At 47.6% G+C, this 17,919-nt stretch carries 17 protein-coding genes; 6 read left to right on the top strand and 11 right to left on the bottom strand.

Annotation, left to right across the window (positions count from 1 at the left end):
- Positions 1 to 3: 3 nt before the first annotated feature.
- Positions 4 to 1,650, top strand: coding sequence for a glucose-6-phosphate isomerase (pgi, locus tag J9B83_RS08160; RefSeq protein WP_211536261.1), 1,647 nt, complete (start codon positions 4 to 6; stop codon positions 1,648 to 1,650).
- A gap of 284 nt (positions 1,651 to 1,934) precedes the next feature.
- Here the strand turns inward: pgi and J9B83_RS08155 are convergent, their stop codons facing one another.
- The 10 genes from J9B83_RS08155 to J9B83_RS08110 form a co-directional block, all read right to left on the bottom strand.
- Positions 1,935 to 2,189: a Txe/YoeB family addiction module toxin gene (locus tag J9B83_RS08155; RefSeq protein WP_211536260.1), complete on the bottom strand. Its 255-nt coding sequence runs from the start codon at positions 2,187 to 2,189 to the stop codon at positions 1,935 to 1,937.
- The gene (locus J9B83_RS08150) at positions 2,186 to 2,389 is read right to left on the bottom strand and encodes a type II toxin-antitoxin system Phd/YefM family antitoxin (RefSeq protein ID WP_236037196.1); all 204 of its coding nucleotides are present in this window, start codon (positions 2,387 to 2,389) and stop codon (positions 2,186 to 2,188) included. Before J9B83_RS08150 ends, J9B83_RS08155 begins: the two co-directional genes overlap by 4 nt.
- Position 2,390: 1 nt before the next feature.
- A complete protein-coding gene (locus J9B83_RS08145; protein WP_211536258.1) occupies positions 2,391 to 3,533 on the bottom strand; it encodes a Fic family protein in 1,143 nt (380 codons plus the stop codon).
- 104 nt (positions 3,534 to 3,637) lie between these two features.
- The gene (locus tag J9B83_RS08140) at positions 3,638 to 4,651 is read right to left on the bottom strand and encodes a lipoate--protein ligase (protein ID WP_211536257.1); all 1,014 of its coding nucleotides are present in this window, start codon (positions 4,649 to 4,651) and stop codon (positions 3,638 to 3,640) included.
- Between the two features lie 131 nt (positions 4,652 to 4,782).
- Positions 4,783 to 5,259 carry a transcription elongation factor GreA gene (gene greA, locus J9B83_RS08135; protein WP_211536256.1) on the bottom strand — a complete coding sequence of 159 codons (477 nt, stop codon included), beginning with the start codon at positions 5,257 to 5,259 and terminating at the stop codon, positions 4,783 to 4,785.
- A complete protein-coding gene (gene carB / locus J9B83_RS08130; RefSeq protein ID WP_211536255.1) occupies positions 5,259 to 8,474 on the bottom strand; it encodes a carbamoyl-phosphate synthase large subunit in 3,216 nt (1,071 codons plus the stop codon). Before carB ends, greA begins: the two co-directional genes overlap by 1 nt.
- 23 nt (positions 8,475 to 8,497) lie before the next feature.
- Positions 8,498 to 9,628 carry a glutamine-hydrolyzing carbamoyl-phosphate synthase small subunit gene (gene carA, locus J9B83_RS08125; RefSeq protein WP_211536254.1) on the bottom strand — a complete coding sequence of 377 codons (1,131 nt, stop codon included), beginning with the start codon at positions 9,626 to 9,628 and terminating at the stop codon, positions 8,498 to 8,500.
- A 262-nt stretch (positions 9,629 to 9,890) separates the two neighbouring features.
- Positions 9,891 to 10,442, bottom strand: coding sequence for a DJ-1 family glyoxalase III (locus J9B83_RS08120; protein WP_211536253.1), 552 nt, complete (start codon positions 10,440 to 10,442; stop codon positions 9,891 to 9,893).
- A gap of 39 nt (positions 10,443 to 10,481) precedes the next feature.
- Entirely contained in the window at positions 10,482 to 10,961 is a 480-nt protein-coding gene (gene rimI, locus J9B83_RS08115; protein ID WP_211536252.1) for a ribosomal protein S18-alanine N-acetyltransferase, read from the bottom strand.
- A gap of 51 nt (positions 10,962 to 11,012) precedes the next feature.
- Positions 11,013 to 11,837: a hypothetical protein gene (locus J9B83_RS08110; protein WP_211536251.1), complete on the bottom strand. Its 825-nt coding sequence runs from the start codon at positions 11,835 to 11,837 to the stop codon at positions 11,013 to 11,015.
- A 209-nt stretch (positions 11,838 to 12,046) separates the two neighbouring features.
- Between J9B83_RS08110 and J9B83_RS08105 the strand changes: the two genes are divergently transcribed.
- From J9B83_RS08105 to J9B83_RS08085, 5 genes are all read left to right on the top strand, one after another.
- Entirely contained in the window at positions 12,047 to 12,892 is an 846-nt protein-coding gene (locus tag J9B83_RS08105) for a transporter substrate-binding domain-containing protein (protein ID WP_211536250.1), read from the top strand.
- A gap of 63 nt (positions 12,893 to 12,955) precedes the next feature.
- Entirely contained in the window at positions 12,956 to 13,762 is an 807-nt protein-coding gene (locus tag J9B83_RS08100) for an amino acid ABC transporter permease (RefSeq protein WP_211536249.1), read from the top strand.
- A 30-nt stretch (positions 13,763 to 13,792) separates the two neighbouring features.
- On the top strand, positions 13,793 to 14,749 hold the full coding sequence (locus tag J9B83_RS08095) for a LysR family transcriptional regulator (RefSeq protein WP_211536248.1): 957 nt from the start codon (positions 13,793 to 13,795) through the stop codon (positions 14,747 to 14,749).
- A 77-nt stretch (positions 14,750 to 14,826) separates the two neighbouring features.
- A complete protein-coding gene (locus J9B83_RS08090; protein ID WP_211536247.1) occupies positions 14,827 to 15,801 on the top strand; it encodes an isopenicillin N synthase family dioxygenase in 975 nt (324 codons plus the stop codon).
- A gap of 2 nt (positions 15,802 to 15,803) precedes the next feature.
- Complete coding sequence (locus tag J9B83_RS08085) at positions 15,804 to 16,541, top strand: alpha/beta fold hydrolase (RefSeq protein WP_211536246.1); 738 nt, start codon at positions 15,804 to 15,806, stop codon at positions 16,539 to 16,541.
- Between the two features lie 368 nt (positions 16,542 to 16,909).
- On the opposite strand, the gene J9B83_RS08080 is transcribed toward J9B83_RS08085, so the two are convergent.
- Positions 16,910 to 17,914: a TIGR03842 family LLM class F420-dependent oxidoreductase gene (locus tag J9B83_RS08080; protein ID WP_211536245.1), complete on the bottom strand. Its 1,005-nt coding sequence runs from the start codon at positions 17,912 to 17,914 to the stop codon at positions 16,910 to 16,912.
- Between the last annotated feature and the right edge of the window lie 5 nt (positions 17,915 to 17,919).

Below are 17,919 nucleotides of genomic sequence, written 5' to 3'. Positions count from 1 at the left end.
GTAATGCACTCACCTACCACATTAAGCGCTTGGCAAGCACTGACACAACATCAAAAAGACATGTCGGCTACAGATATGGCGTCTTTGTTCAAAGACGATGCCACTCGCACTCAAGACTTCACCGCAAGCGCGGCAGGCTGGACATTAGATTATTCAAAAAACCGCGCAACTAAACACACGCTTACGCTGCTTATCGACTTGGTAAAAGAAGCCGGTATCGAAGACGCCATTAAAGGCATGTTCAGCGGCGCGCACATCAATAATACCGAAGACCGCTCTGTACTGCATGTCGCCCTTCGTGCTAGTCACGCACAAGACACCCTTATGGTAGATGGCGTCAACGTACTGGAAGAGGTTCGTGCGACACTCAAAAAAATGGACGCTTTCGTCGCTCAACTTCACAGCGGTGAATGGAAAGGCCATACCGGCAAAACCATTACCGACGTGGTGTCGATCGGTATAGGCGGCTCTTACCTAGGGCCAAAAGTGGTCGCAGAAGCCTTAACTCCCTATAAAAAAGACGGCATTAAGGTGCATTTCGTTGCCAACATCGACGGCTCCGACATCACTGGCAAGCTCAAACAACTTGATCCAGAAACCACTCTTTTTGTTATCTCATCGAAAACCTTTGGCACACTAGAAACCTTATCCAATGCCAACGCGGCACGTGATTGGTTTCTCAGTCACGGCGGATCAGCAGCGTCTGTCAGCAAACACTTTGCGGCGGTTAGTTCGAACGTCAAAAAAGCCGTCGAATTTGGAATGGCAGAAGAAAACATTTTCCCAATGTGGGACTGGGTTGGCGGACGTTATTCACTTTGGTCAGCCATTGGCTTGCCTGTCGCGATTGCGGTTGGCATGGATAATTTCTACGAATTGCTCGATGGCGCGCATCAAATGGATGAGCACTTTCGTACCGCGCCATTAGCCGAAAACCTGCCGGTTATCATGGGCGCACTTGGGGTGTGGTACATCAACTTCCACAACGCGCAAACTCATGCCTTGATTCCTTATGACCATTACCTACGTGCCATGCCTGCTCACATCCAACAGCTGGACATGGAAAGTAACGGTAAGGCGAATCTACTGAATGGCGATGGCGTCGAAACCGACACAGGCCCTATTATTTGGGGTGGTGCTGGCACCAACGGTCAACATGCTTACCACCAGCTATTGCATCAAGGCACGCGCCTTGTGCCTGTGGACTTCATTGCACCACTGGCCAGCCATAATCCGATCAAGGACCATCACGCGCAATTATTTGCTAACTGCTTAAGCCAATCCCAAGCCTTAATGGTCGGCAAAACTCTTGAGCAAGCACAGCAAGAATTACGCGACGCGGGTGCCACCGATGAGCAAATTGCTAAGATTACACCTCATAAGGTCATCAAGGGCAACCGCCCGAGCAACACTTTGCTGACCAACAAAATGACACCGGCGACTGTCGGCGCTTTGATCGCCCTTTATGAGCATCGTACTTTTGTACAAGGCACCATTTGGGGCATCAACTCCTTCGACCAATGGGGTGTGGAGCTTGGTAAAGTATTGGGCACCGACATCTTCAACCGCCTTGTTAGCGACAGCGACAACAGCGCACTGGATGCTTCGACCCAAGCCTTGATAGAAGCTTTCAAGAAAGCTCAAGCTTAACTTAAAAAGAGCCGTTTCGCTTTTCATACAGCGCTATTAAAAACACCAGCCTCGGCTGGTGTTTTTATTTATCTTAGAAACAGAACAAATCGTAGTGCATCATAAGCGACAGCGTAATGTGCAGAAGAAAGCGAAGCTTTCATGTAAATCGCCCCTTCAGCCCGACAAGCTCTCCACATGACACCAAGCCAGGTGGCGTTTCTCTTCGAAACTACCGCCTACCTCATCGAAACGCCGCTTGGCTTGATGAAAATAATTATCGAGCAACGAGCTAAAGTAAAAACCTAATAGTGATACCTTAACTGCGCTATCAAGATGGCATTATCTTGATATTTATAAACAATTCGGTGTTCATCATTGATGCGGCGAGACCAATAGCCAGCAAGACCGTGCTTTAAAAGTTCTGGCTTGCCAATTCCTTCACAAGGCTCACACTGAATACCCTTTATCAGCAAATTAATCCGCTTTAATACTTTTTTATCCGTGCCTTGCCAGTAAAGATACTGATCCCAAGCCGCGCTTGAAAACATGAGTTTCACTCGACCAACTCTCTCTCAACGCCTTTATCCGCTTCCAGCTCAGCAATGGATTCCAGCAATACTCTTGCGTTTGCTGGTGAACGTAGCAAATAGGTAGTCTCTTGCATGGCCTCATAATCTTCTAGCGACATCATTACAACTGGGCTTTCGCTTTTGCGCGTAATAATGACTGGCGAATGATCATCACAAACTTTAGCCATCCTAATTAGGTAACGCCAATCCATACCTCGCGTTTCTGCCCCCACCTTCTAGGCGGTACAAACAACCTTTCTCAACTAAGTCGCTTAGGTCTCGGGTAGCGGTGGCTTTGGAACTACTGGTGATGCCGATGTATTTTTTGGCGCTTAGTCCACCTTCAAAGCCGTCAGATCCTGCCTTAAAGAGTTTATTAAGCACCTTCTTTTGACGTTCGTTCAGTTCGGTATTTTGATGTTTTTCCCAGAATTTGGCTTTTTTTAGTACAAAGTCAACTTTCTGGGCCGCTTCTTGCTGTGCCAATAAAACCGAGTTGACGAACCATGTTACCCAATCTGAGATTTCTAAGTCGAACTGGCTGGCTCTGTTTAGTCCGTTGTAATAGGCGTTTTTGTCTTTCTCTATCACTGTAGACAAGCTCAATAATGGCGGTCTATTAAGATCTTGAGCCAAGGCCATTTCGGCAATCGCTCGCCCTACTCGGCCGTTGCCATCATCAAATGGGTGGATAGTTTCAAACCATAAATGTGCGATCGCTGAGCGAACGGGTCCTGTAAGGATAATCTCTCGCTCTGTTTTTAATGGGTTAGAGCGATTAAACCAATGTAGAAACTGATTTATTTCTGCATCGACTTGATGTGCTGGCGGTGCTTCGTAATGAACTTTCTCGTAACCAATAGGACCTGAGACAATTTGCATCGGCTCTTCGGAATCTCGCCATTGACCCACCTTTAGGTTACGAGGTAATAAACTATTTTCTTGCTGCGGAAGGACTAATTGATGCCAATGAAATAACGTGGCTTTTGTGAGCTCACCAGCAAAGCCATTTCGCACATCGATCATCAAGGCGGCCATGCCTTCTGCTCGTGGATTAGTGACTCGCGTTGGTGGATTGCTCAACCCTAAAAAATTTTTAATGGAGGAGCGCACATCTTCGCGGTCTAAGCGCTCACCCTCTATTTGACTAGTATTGATGGCTTCGCTCACCATGAGATCGATATAAGCGTCATACTGCAAGGCGCTTTCAAGCTGGCTCACTCCACCAGACAAACGACCCGCCTCTAACGCGTACTGATACAAAGCCTCTTTGCAGAGTGTTTCGTCAAAGATAAAGTTGGGCCAATCAGGGTGTTGCCAGCTGTATTTCATAACATGAGCCAATTAAATGAATTATTCGGCTCAGAATAACATTATTTTATGAGCCGATTAAGTGAGTTATTCGGCTCATTTTCATTTTTGATCGCCTGTAATGACTAAGAAACTGCTGTCACCAGCCAGCTTTTCATCTCAGTTAAGTCCGCTGTGTGGTCTGGAAAGTCTTCTATCAGTGCATCAACACAAGCGCCAATCGCTTCAGGCTGATAATTTACACCAACCAATTGAGTGGCAAGTGCTTCAATAGGGTCAGGGTACAAGCTGTCGGTAAAGGTTTTGACTGCCGTGATCCGAGCGTTTTTCAGATCAAGATGCACTTCCACACCGCCCCATTTAAAGCGCTCATCCAGAGTGTGGGTGAACTGAGGGGACTTTCCATAATTCCACTCCCAGCTTTGCTGTTCGGCAAATTTATCCACAAAACCAGGCAAATCTGGCAAAGCGTCCGGTGAGATAGTTTCAATAACTGGCGTTTCGCCGTAGTAGTCGCAAAACGCGTCTATGATAGCGTCTGTCACGGCTTCATGGTTAATCTCTGGCAACACTTCAACTAGGTTTGTCACTCGCGAACGAACGGAAGTAATGCCTTTAGATTGAAGCTTTTTCGGATCAGGGTTAAGGTAGTTTGCCAGACGGCTCAAGTCCGCATTCAACAACAAGGTGCCATGATGAAAACCTCGATCTTTGGTCTCTTTATAAGCCGATCCAGAGAACTTGCGCATTGCCTCACCTTCACCAATTACCAAGTCGTTACGACCTGTTGCATAACCTTCTATCCCTAGGTTTTTCAGGCCCTGCAGCACGATATCGGTCGACACTTCTTTGCTGTATCCAGGCTTTCCAGCCATAAAAGTAAAGTTGGTATTCCCCAAATCATGGAATACGGCGCCCCCGCCACTTTGGCGACGAGCAAGTTGAATATCGTCCTGTTCCATTTTGGCGATATTGCATTCTTTCCATGGATTTTGAGAGCGACCAATCACCACGGTATTTTGGTTTCGCCACAAAAACAACACACGCTGGTCGGATGACATAGAACGAAAAATGGCATCTTCAACCGCAAGGTTAAAATGAGGGTCGTGGGAGTCTGACAATAAAATTCGGCTAACCATGAAACATCCTTTTTATACACGTTGAATAAGACATGTTAATAACATAGGTATTTATACACAATGAAAGGAGACATAAAAAAACCACGATGTTTTCACATCGTGGTTTCAGAAAAGCGTCACTCACAGCCGTTTTAAAGGTAGGCGACTTTTTCGATTTCGTACACAACTTCACCGCTTGGTACTTGAATGGCCACTTCGTCGCCTTCTTCTTTACCAATAATCGCTTTAGCAATCGGGGACGCGTAAGAGATTTTTTTCACTTTCACGTCTGCTTCATCATCGCCGACTATCTTGTACGTCACAGTTTCTTCCGTATCGACATTATAAAGTGTCACGGTTGTGCCAAAAATCACTTTACCTGTTGCGGGTAAGGTTTTGACATCAATCACTTGTGAGTCAGACAATTTGCCTTCGATCTCTTTAATTCGACCTTCAGCAAATCCCTGCTCTTCACGAGCGGCGTGATACTCTGCGTTTTCTTTTAAGTCGCCATGCTCGCGCGCGGTTGCAATATCTGCAATCACGCGAGGACGGACGACAGTTTTCAAGTGATTCAGCTCTTCTCTAAGACGCGCTTCACCTTCTACTGTCATTGGTACTTTTTTCATTATTTCCCCAAGTGCAAATCTTGCAGTCTTCTAACTTTGGTTTCACCCGTTAGGCTGATCGCCATACTCGTTGCTTCAGCACCAGCCAATGTCGTAGTGTAACAAACCTTACGCTGTAAAGCTGTACGGCGGATCAAAGACGAATCTGTGATGGCTTGCGTACCTGATGTGGTATTGATGATGTAGTCAATCTCACCGTTTTTCATCATATCAACAATGTGTGGACGACCTTCGTTCACCTTGTTGACCTTACGTACTTCAACACCCTGCTCAGTCAAGTATTTCGCTGTGCCTTCGGTACCAACAATATCGAAACCGAGCTCAGATAAACGACGAGCCACGCTCACTGCGCCTTCTTTGTCCATATCGCGAACACTGATAAAAGCACAACCAGACGTAGGCAAGACAGTACCGCCACCCAACACCGCTTTACCAAAGGCTTCAGCGAACGTATCGCCGACACCCATGACTTCGCCGGTGGATTTCATCTCAGGCCCAAGAATCGGGTCGACGCCTTGGAACTTGTTGAATGGGAAAACCGCTTCTTTCACGCTGTAGTAAGAAGGAATAATTTCTTTCGTGAAACCAATCTCATCCAGTGTTTTACCTGCCATAACCAAGGCGGCGACCTGTGCCAAGGAGCGACCGATGCACTTAGAGACGAAAGGCACGGTACGTGACGCACGAGGGTTCACCTCAATCACATAAATTTCACCGTCTTGTACCGCAAGCTGAGTGTTCATCAAACCGATAACACCCAATTCCAGGGCCATGTTTTTTATCATCTCACGAATGTCGTCTTGCACTTCTTGCGACAAAGAATACGGAGGCAAAGAACACGCTGAATCACCAGAGTGAACACCGGCTTGCTCAATGTGCTGCATAATGCCGCCGATCACCACTTGATGGCCATCGCTCACACAGTCGATGTCGATCTCAATCGCCGCATTTAGGAAGTGATCCAACAACACAGGACTGTCATTCGATACTTTTACCGCACTGGTCATGTAGCGCATCAATTCTTTTTCGTTGTAAACGATTTCCATCGCACGGCCACCCAATACATAGGATGGGCGAACCACAAGCGGATAACCGATAACAGCGGCTTTTGCAGCGGCTTGCTCAACACTGCGCACCGTCGCATTGTGTGGCTGCTTATAGCCTAAACGCTGGATCATGCTTTGGAAGCGCTCACGATCTTCGGCGCGGTCAATCGACTCCGGCGTAGTACCAATGATAGGCACGCCTTCGTTTTGTAAGGCACGGGCAATTTTCAGCGGCGTTTGGCCACCAAACTGCACGATCACGCCTTTTGGCTTTTCTTTACGAACAATTTCCAACACGTCTTCTAGTGTGACTGGCTCGAAGTACAAACGATCAGACGTATCGTAATCCGTAGAAACCGTTTCAGGGTTACAGTTCACCATGATGGTTTCGTAACCATCTTCGCGAAGACCCAAGGCCGCGTGTACACAGCAGTAATCAAACTCGATGCCCTGACCAATGCGGTTCGGGCCACCACCAAGGATGATGACTTTTTCACGATCTGTCGGCGCCGCTTCACACTCATCTTCGTACGTGGAGTACATGTACGCCGTGTTGGTCGCAAATTCCGCCGCACAGGTATCTACGCGCTTGTAAACTGGATGCACCTTCATCAAATAACGGCGTTCGCGCATGGACTTTTCTGTCACACTCAACAAGCTGGCTAAGCGTGAGTCAGAAAAGCCTTTGCGTTTTAGACGACGAATCACATCGTACGTCATGTCTACAAGACCTTTGTCTGACAATGCCAACTCTTCTTTGATCAAGTCTTCGATTTGCACCAAGAACCAATGATCGACACCGGTTGCCGCATACAGCTCATCGACTGTCATACCAGAGCGGAAAGCATCGCCGATGTACCAGATACGATCAGAACCCGGTGTTTGTAGCTCGTATGCCAATTTCTCTTTGCTGTTTTCTTCCGAGAAATCCAACTGCGGATTGAATCCATCAGAGCCTACTTCCAAACCGCGCAAGGCTTTTTGCAAAGACTCTTGGAAAGTACGGCCAATCGCCATGACCTCACCCACAGATTTCATCTGCGTGGTCAAACGATCATTGGCGGTTGGGAATTTTTCGAATGTAAAGCGTGGAATTTTGGTTACCACGTAATCAATCGCTGGCTCGAAACTCGCTGGAGTTTGACCGCCAGTGATGTCGTTTTGCAATTCGTCTAACGTGTAACCAATCGCCAATTTCGCGGCGATTTTTGCAATTGGGAAACCCGTCGCTTTCGACGCCAAGGCAGAAGAACGAGACACACGAGGGTTCATCTCGATCACCACCAAACGGCCAGTTTTCGGATCCATACCAAACTGTACGTTGGAACCACCGGTCTCAACACCGATCTCACGCAATACCGCCAAAGAGGCGTTTCGCATGATTTGATATTCTTTGTCTGTCAGCGTTTGTGCAGGTGCCACCGTGATGGAATCACCGGTGTGAACGCCCATAGCGTCAAAGTTTTCGATCGCACAAACAATGATGCAGTTGTCTTTTTTGTCGCGGACAACTTCCATCTCGTATTCTTTCCAACCGATGAGTGATTCATCGATTAGCAATTCGTTGGTCGGCGATAAATCCAAACCACGAGTACAGATTTCTTCGAACTCTTCCATGTTGTATGCGATACCGCCACCGGTGCCGCCCATGGTAAAAGAAGGTCGAATAATACAAGGGAAACCTAACTCAGATTGTACTTTTAAGGCTTCTTCCATGCTGTGCGCGATACCGGCACGAGGACATTCCAGACCAATGGCTTTCATTGCTTGGTCGAAACGATTACGGTCTTCCGCTTTGTCGATGGCATCGGCCGTCGCACCAATCATTTCAACATTGTATTTTTCGAGCACACCGTGACGCTCAAGATCCAACGCACAGTTCAGTGCCGTTTGTCCGCCCATGGTGGGTAGAACCGCATCTGGGCGTTCTTTCTCGATGATTTTCTCAACCGTTTGCCATTCAATTGGCTCGATGTAAGTCGCGTCGGCCATTACAGGGTCGGTCATGATGGTCGCTGGGTTGGAATTCACCAGAATCACGCGGAAGCCTTCTTCACGAAGGGCTTTACAGGCTTGAGCGCCAGAATAGTCAAACTCACAAGCTTGACCGATAACAATAGGGCCTGCACCTAAAATTAAGACGCTTTTTATATCAGTACGCTTTGGCATAGTGTTTCGTTCCGTCCTTTCGTTTAGGCTTTAGAGGCTTTGATGTTTGCAATGAACTGATCGAACAGCGGCGCCACGTCGTGCGGCCCTGGGCTCGCTTCCGGGTGACCTTGGAAGCTGAACGCGCTCTTATCAGTACGGGAAATGCCCTGCAAAGAACCATCAAACAAAGATTTGTGTGTCATCACCAGATTCGCCGGCAAGGTGTCTTCGTCTACCGCAAAACCGTGGTTTTGGCTGGTGATCATGACAGTGCCTTTTTCAATCGCTTGTACTGGGTGGTTAGCACCGTGGTGACCAAACTTCATTTTCTTAGTTTTCGCACCGGACGCCAATGCCAACAACTGATGACCAAGACAGATACCAAACACAGGGATCTCAGTTTCTAGGATCTCTTTGATCGCTTGAATGGCGTAATCACAAGGCTCTGGATCACCAGGGCCATTTGATAAGAACACACCATCTGGATTCATGGCTAACACGTCTTTCGCTGGCGTTTGCGCTGGAACAACCGTTAAGCGGCAACCGCGCTCAACCAACATGCGCAAAATATTGCTTTTCACACCAAAATCGTAAGCGACTACGTGAAAATCAAACGCGTCTGGTGTCGTGTGCCCTTTGACAAGGTCCCAAGTGGATTCAGTCCAAGGGTAAGCGGCTTTCGCTGACACTTCTTTCGCCAAGTCCATGCCTTTTAGGCCAGGAAATGCTTTTGCGGCGGCAATGGCAGCGGCTTCGTCAAGGTTCTCACCGGCCATAATGCAGCCTGCTTGAGCGCCTTTTTCACGCAGAATACGCGTCAATTTGCGGGTATCTATGTCTGCGATGCCGACTACGCCTTTGCGTTTCAAATAAGAATCTAATGATTCTTGTGAACGCCAGCTGCTTGCTGTCAGCGGAAGATCACGGATAATCAGACCTTCACACCATACATTATCGGATTCTTCATCTTCAGAGTTGACGCCTGTATTCCCGATGTGGGGATAGGTCAGAGTGACCATTTGTCGAGCATAGGAAGGATCAGTAAGAATTTCTTGATAACCAGTCATCGAGGTATTAAACACTACCTCGGCTGTTGAGGAGCCATCCGCTCCGATCGACACCCCTTTAAAAACCGTGCCGTCTTCCAGAGCTAGAATCGCTGATGTTGCCAAAGGAACCTCCCATTTAGAGCCTTTCAGGTTGCAAAAAAGCGAGATAAACCGGCGGCTCATCTCGCTTTTAAGAAATTGCGTTTTTGCCGTTCATTCAATGATTAGTAATCAATGAATCTCGCGTTCAAAAAATCTGCCTAATTCTACTCCGATACCGATTTTTCGTCCACCGAATTGCCGAGAAATCCGGCAAAAACATGCGATTAACGTACATTTCTTCTTGACTTCTTAGTCAGGAATAATCAATGCCGAATAGGCACACTCAGCACAACAAACCATCGGCCACACTTTGGGCGGTTTCATAGCCTTTTAAGTTACCCAAAACGGTCAGAGCGAAAATCATCGCCGTCGCAGGGCCTTTGCTCGTTAGAATATTATCGTCCATGACCACAGGTTCATTGGCCATATATTCGGCGCCGATTAATCCTGCTTCAAAACCTGGATAACAGGTTGCCTGTTTATCCACCACAAAACCATGAGTACCAAACACCACAGCGGGCGACGCACAAATCGCCGCCAATAAGGCATCTTGCACATCGTGCTTTTCCAACATATCAATCAACAACTTGCAGTCGCGTAAATGCTCCGCCCCCGGCATGCCACCTGGTAACACCACGGCGTCGAACAACTGCTCGCTCACCTCTGTCAGCAGCACATCGCCTTCCACCTTGGTGCCATTGGCCATGACCACCTGTTTGGATTCGTGAATACTCGCCACGGTTACTTCTACGCCACCACGACGCAACACATCAATAATCGTAATCGCTTCAATGTCTTCATTGCCATTCGCAATGGGAACCAATACCTTGCTCATGCTTCACCTCTAACACATTGTTTTTTAACGCAGGCACAATTAAGGTGCCTGCCGCGTAAACAAACACGCCGCCTCGCGGCCTTGTTCTGCTTGATCACTTTGCTTTGCTTCATAATAGTTTTTACGACGGCCTACCAACTCAAACCCCAAAGACTGATACAGGGCGATGGCGCCAACGTTTGATTCGCGTACTTCCAACAGCCATTCTGTCACACCTTGCTTGGCAACAGCCGCCAACCAAGTCATCATCAACCTTCTGGCTAAGCCTTGTCTACGGGCGTCAGAATCAATCACAATTAATTCTAATTCGGACTGATCAAGCACTACGGAAGCGGTCAACCAGCCAACCACTTTAGAGGGGTCATCGCCGGTTGTTTCAACCAGCCAATTGAGTCGTGTTTGCAACGCATCTGCAACCAAATTCGCCCCCCAAGGGTGAGGGTTAGACTCGGTATCCAAAGCCAAAATAGCCGGCACATCAGACGCCAAGGCACGACGTATTACCACGGAATTCATCATACGTTTAGCACCATACCAACATCATAAAAGAAAAGATAAACAACACGGAAATTAGGAAAAGAGCGACGTCTGCATGATGTGCCATGCGTCTTTGCGCAATTCTGGAATACGATGCAGTTCAGCCAAACTCAAAATACGCGCCGTTGGGTAGTGTTTTAATGGGCTGCTATCAGGCAAATCATCCACCAGCTGAGTAATGTTCGCCCCAGCTAACACCAGCAAGGGTGTGGTGTTGAAGTCTTTAACCAAACGACTCACATGGCCTTCAATCGCCCCAAACAACCAGTCTGTGCGATGCCAAAACTGAGGGTTTTTCAGCTCTCCAGGCCAAGAAAACGCACTAGCTTGCCATTCATCGATGGAATGTTTCAATAAAGCACGACCCATGTTCAACGCCAATTTCTCCACATCGTCCGCCTGAGAAAATACCGGCGGCACGTCGCTGAGGATCAATAAGGTTTTCGACAAAGCATAAGCGCGCACATCTAATCGACTGATTGAATGCGGACGATTTGGCTCAGGCTCCACCACAATATCCACCGCCAACTCTTCGATCGGCTGCAAATCTTCAACGATAATTTCTGGGCCAGCGTTAAGCTGTTCACGTAAATGATGCACCAAAGGCGCTTTTTCTGCCGGTGCTACGTTCGACGAGGGAGCAGGTGTTGGCTCTACAGAGCGAAACCCATCGGTTGCCTGAGAAACTGAAAAAGACGCCGTCGATGAAGAGGCTTGATCAATCGGCCAAGGCTGGCTTGGCAGATAAACCGTTCCCGTTACCTGACTCGTTTCTTGGGCCGATAACCAAGACACCACGCCCATTTGCGCAAGACAATGCGTTTGAAAAGCGTGCTGAGGAAGCAATTCTCGGGACATAATGACCTTAATAGAGACGGTATTTATCGTCTAAAACGTAGAAGAATAACGAGGCTAAAATAACCCAATAAATATACGTGTTTATGCTCAAATTTACCACATAATGGCCGCAAGATTGCATGGTTTAGTCTTTCGCGACTAGGTATAATCCTCGCCCAATTGAGCAAATAGCCCTTTGCTTGTAACCCTTACTAAAAGGTACTAACGCCATGATATCTCTGCTCTCTCGTGTTCCTGTATTGCCTCGTTTGTTGTCTAGCTTATTGATCGCCATCGCAGCCTTGTCTGTTAGCAGCCTAAGCCTGGCAAACACCTTATCTAACAACCCAGACACCAAGTTACCTGACCTACAAGGTCGCACTATTTTAGCCGTGACCGAAAACGCCTATACGCCGCTGAACTTTGTCGATCCAGCAACTGGAGAAGGCATAGGCTGGGAATACGACGCCATGAACGAAATTGGCAAGCGCCTCAACGCCAACATTGAATGGCATCTAAGCAGCTGGGACACCATGATCCAAGCGGTTAAACAAGGCCAGTATGACGTGGGCATGGACGGCATCACCATCAATGAAGAACGCGCCCAACAAATCGACTTCACCGAATCCTATTTGACCTCACAACAATTCATGTTGGTGCGTGCAGACGAAGACCGCTTTACCGATGCGACGTCTTTTGCCGCCAACGACGACCTCTACTTTGGCGCACAAGCAGGCACCACCAACTTCTATGTCGCCGTGTATGATGTACTAGATGGCGACGAAAACAACCGCCGCATCACCTTACTCGATACCTTTGGCGCATCCGTTCAAGCGCTTAAATCTGGCGATGTGGACAGCGTATTAATGGATGCCGCTTCTGCCCGCGGCTACATTGGCGCAAACCCGGGCGCCTTTAAAATCATCGGCGGCCCGTTAGGCTCAGAAGACTTTGGCTTCATCCTAACGCCAAATTCCGACTTACTGGCACCAATGAACGCCGCTATTAAAAGCATGAAAGCCGACGGCACACTGGACGCATTGAACAAGAAATGGTTTTTTGACTACAACCAATAATCCAATAAACCATTAAATACTCAAACAACGATGACCAAGGAGCGGTCTCACAACGAACCCACTATGCCCTTTAAAAATACCTTACAACGCACCCCTTGGTGGCTCCTTGCCATCGTTATTATTGCCTTGGTTCTACTGTGGAACATGGTCGCAGACCAAAGTTACCAACGCATCGCCAGCGCGTTAAGTGAAGGGCTACTCACCACTATTGGTGTGACCTTCACGGCCTTTATACTCGCCAGTTTATTGGGCTTACTTATTGCGTTGGCAGGGTTTTCACGTCATCGTTTATTACGTGAATGCGCGCGTTTTTATGTGGAAGTGTTTCGTGGCGTGCCTGTCTTGGTGCTGCTGTTTTACATCGCCTTCGTCGGCGCGCCAGAAATGGTCAAACTCTACAACTGGGCGTTGCAAATTCCCATTGAAGCGGGCTGGATAGAAAAAGCCCGCACCCGTGACTTCACCCTACTGTGGCGCGCCATCATCGCCCTCGCCATCAGCTACAGCGCCTTCATCGCAGAAGTATTTCGGGCCGGCATTCAAGAAGTCAGCAAAGGCCAAGTTGAAGCCGCCAAAGCTCTCGGATTATCCAACTGGCAACGCTTCCGACTCATCATCTTGCCCCAGGCCATGCGCAAAATCTTACCGCCACTGGGCAACGACCTCGTTGCCATGATCAAAGACTCGGCACTGGTGTCCGTGCTTGGCGTGCAAGACATCACCCAACTTGGCAAAGTCTACAGCTCCTCCACCTTCCAGTTTTTCGAAACCTACAACGTCGTCGCCTTCATGTACCTAGTACTCACACTGAGCCTGTCGTTACTGATTCGCACCTTCGAAGCGCATTTACGGCGCAATGATCATCATTGAATTCACTGCACGACTCATGGGAGCATTCATTTGACAGCAAAAAGACGCATCCACGCCACTGCCATTTACTGCTTTGACTGTGTTCGACGACTCGGCTCTATAAGGGAAGCATCACGCTCACTTAATATGGCAACCTCGGCAGTGAGTCGACAAATACAAAAGTTAGAAGATGATCTCGACATCCAACTTTTCGAGCGCTCTACTAATGGATTGACATTAACTTCCGCTGGAGAAAGCTTTGCAAGACATGCACAGATTGTACTTAAAGATGCAGATCGACTTTACTCAGAAATCGATGCCATAAAAGGTATTCAAAAAGGGCACATCGAACTGGCCACAGTCGAAGGCCCTTCAATTGAATTGATCCCTCGCATAGTCAAACATTTCACAACACGCTTTCCCAATATCACCGTGGGTATTCACGTGATAGGTTCAGCAAAAATGCCAGAACTGATCATCAATGGCGAAGTCGATGTAGGGCTGGCCTTTGATATTGAAAACCTAAGAAATTTAAATCAATTATGGGTTAAACGCTATGCTCTTGGCGCCGTCGTCGCTCCAGATCACCCACTTGCACATAAAAGCCAAGTGAGCCTTCAAGAATGCACGACTTATCCACTGATCCTAAGTAAAAAAGGTCTATCGATTCATACTCATTTAAGCCACTTCATTAACCGTATCGAGGTTTCTCATCAGATCATTGAAACTAATTCTGTGGGACTGTCTCGAAAACTGGCTCTCAGCGGCATGGGCGTCGCCTTTCAAACCATCATAGGCATTGAAGAAGACCTAGCAAAGCAAACACTATGTCATATTCCCATTACGCGCCCCAGCATCATAAATTCTGAGCTTGGCGTGTATGTCAGATCCAATAGAATACTGCCAGTCGCTGCAGACTATTTTGTCAGGGATCTCATTGATGAACTTAATCAAGCCACAGGCTCAATCACGCCAGGTGATGCTTTTTCGGCAACACTCTCATCGTAAATAAGCGTTATCACCTCTCACTGTTCGATTGATAAAGTGGCCGTTCATTCGTCAAACACTCGAACCATTGGTGATATATGAAACCTCAAAATACAACATCGACCACACTGCCTATTATTGATTTGTCAGGCTACCAGCAGGCATCAAAGACACAAAAACAAGAGCTTGCCATGGCAATCGGTGAGGCATGCAGAGAATTCGGATTTTTTTATATTACCGGACATGGCATTGAAGAATCTCTTCAAACCCAACTGTTTTCAGAAAGCGCCAAAATGTTCAAATTACCTTTAGAAAGCAAACTCAAGGTGCACAAAAAGCTTTCCAAGGCCAACCGAGGCTACGAACCCCTAAAAAACCAAACACTCGAGGCAGGAGCACCGCCAGATTTAAAAGAAGGCTTTTACATAGGTTTTGAACATAACGCTGAACACCCAATGGTCAAAGCGAACAAGTTTAACTTTGGACAAAACCAGTGGCCAGTAGAGCTACCTGACCTTAAACCTCTCGCCATTCACTACCTGAACACCATGACGACACTTTGCGAAGAACTCATGTCTCTCGTGGCACTCTCACTGAACTTGTCCGAAGCGTATTTTAACGACTTCTGCCATGACCCGTTGGCGACCCTAAGATTGCTCCACTACCCACCCCAACCGATTAATCCTCAGGAAAATGAAAAAGGCTGCGGCGCCCACACCGACTTCGGTGGTCTAACACTCCTACTACAAGATGAAAATAGTGGACTGCAAGTCTGGTCAAACAAAACCAACAACTGGATCGATGCGCCACCGATTAAAGGCAGTTACGTGGTCAACATTGGCGACATGATTGCTCGGTGGACAAATGACCAATATCGCTCGACCTTACACAGAGTTATTAACAAAAGCGGAGGCGAACGCTACTCCATTCCCTTTTTCTTCAGTGGCCATTTGGACCATGAAGTGAAATGCATACCCACCTGTTTACTAGAGCACGAACAACCAAAATACCCCCCTACGACGGTAGAAAAACACATGATCGAGATGTACCAGAAAACCTATGGAGATAAATAAGTATGACCAATCTGTTTTTTATTCACGGGGCTTGGGCAAGCGGCTGGGTCTGGGAACCGCTACTGAAATACTTGGATTCAACTGTCATACAATGCCATGTTGTCAATTTACCCGATAGTGAAAGCTATGAAGCGTCTATACAATCGCAAGCTGATCTAACTCAATACACCTCTCACGTTCTAAATAACCTCGAACATATCGACGAACCCGTTTGGCTCATCGCCCACTCAGGAGGAGGTATAACCGCAACGGCCGTAGCAGAGCAAAACCCCGACAAAATCGCTGGTATCATTTACATTGCAGGCATGATGCTACCCAGCGGAATAAATTTCACAGACTTATGCCGCATCGTTTCCAAAAGAGGAGTCGACACCCAAGGCATAGCGCCTTATTTACAACAAACGCCCTATGGAACCAAAGTTCACACGAAAGGTATTTCAGGTATTTTTCTCCATGACGCCACACAAGAAACCATCGAATTGGCCAATAACAAAATGGTGATTCAGCCCAACGCAGCCAGAGTCGTCACCCTAAACTGGACAGCAGAAAACGCGGGGCGTATACCAAAGTATTACATCCTAGCCGAAAACGACCGATCACTTGTACCAGAAGTCCAGCACGAAATGACCATGCTCACCCGCACCACAGACATTGCCACACTACCTTGTGGACACTTCCCACAAATCGTTATGCCGCAGCCACTTGCCCATATCATCATGAAATTTATCGAGAGCGAATAACATTCCGACGAAGGAGGCGCTAGTTTCGAAGAAGAGTGTGATTTGGTCGATGACCATAAAGTCATATCTATGGATCATCTTAATACCGAGAGCGAATAACATTCCGACGAGGGAGGCGCTAGTTTCGAGAAGGAATGTTATTCGGTCGATGACCATAAAGTCATGTCTATGGATCATCTTAATATCGAGAGCGAATAACATTCCGACGAGGGAGGCGCTAGTTTCGAGAAGGAATGTTATTCGGTCGATGACCATAAAGTCATGTCTATGGATCATCTTAATATCGAGAGCGAATAACATTCCGACGAGGGAGGCGCTAGTTTCGAGAAGGAATGTTATTCGGTCGATGATCCGATGATGACAGCCCGTTAGCTGTTAAACACAGGAATAATCTCGCGGCCATATTTCGCGATGATTTCCTCTTCGTCGCCATTGTCTAAATAGATATTAAACTGAGTGGTGCCAGCTTCTTCTAAGGCTTTGATTCGAGTAATGTGGTCTTCCACAGTACCCAACACACAGAAGCTTTTCACTATGTCTTCCGTGATGAAATCTAAGAATGGGTTATCGCTTTGGCCGTGTTTAGAGTAGTCATAGCCACGACGTTTTTCGATGTAGTCAGTCAGACTTTTTGGCACCAAGCCTGAATCACTGCCATATTTTTCAACGATGTCCGCCACGTGATTGCCCACCATCGCGGGGAACCATTTGGTGTGTTCGATACAATAATCCATGTCACCGAAATACGCCGGCGCCGCGGCCTGCACCTTGAAATTAGACATATCACGACCCACCGCTTCACCAGCACTAATCGACTGATCTTTAAACCATTTCACCAAATCCGGATCACCAATTTGCAAAATCAAACCGTCGCCAACTTCCCCCGCTGTGGCTAATGCTTTCGGGCCATAAGCACCAATCCATACGGGCAATTCATACCCCGTCGCCCACGGCAATTTTACTGGCTCTGGACACTCGCCGTACTCTACTTCGTCGCCGCGCACCATGGCTTTTACCTTGGTGGTAAATTCCGCCAAACGCGCCAAAGTCGCCGGCTTTTTGCCCATCACTCGCATGGATGAATCCCCACGGCCGAGGCCAATATCAAAACGCCCGTTACTCTGGTGCGCCAAGCTGGCGTACAAGCTCGCTGACAAAGACCAATCACGAATATTAGGGTTGGTCACACAAGGGCCAAAGCGCATCTTGGTGGTGTGTTCCATGCACATGGCCATGGCCACAAACGATTCGCGCCATAAAATATGCGAGTCGTAAAACCAGCAATAATCAAAGCCGGCCGCTTCGGCCTGACGAACCAAATTACGCGCGCGATCTGGGCTAACAAAGCCCTTAAAAGTGATACCAAATTCCATGCTGT

The organism is Marinomonas vulgaris (genome assembly GCF_018145875.1).
Lineage (GTDB): Bacteria > Pseudomonadota > Gammaproteobacteria > Pseudomonadales > Marinomonadaceae > Marinomonas > Marinomonas vulgaris.
Note: the sequence above shows the minus strand (reverse complement) of the source record. Positions and strands in the feature narration are given on the sequence as shown.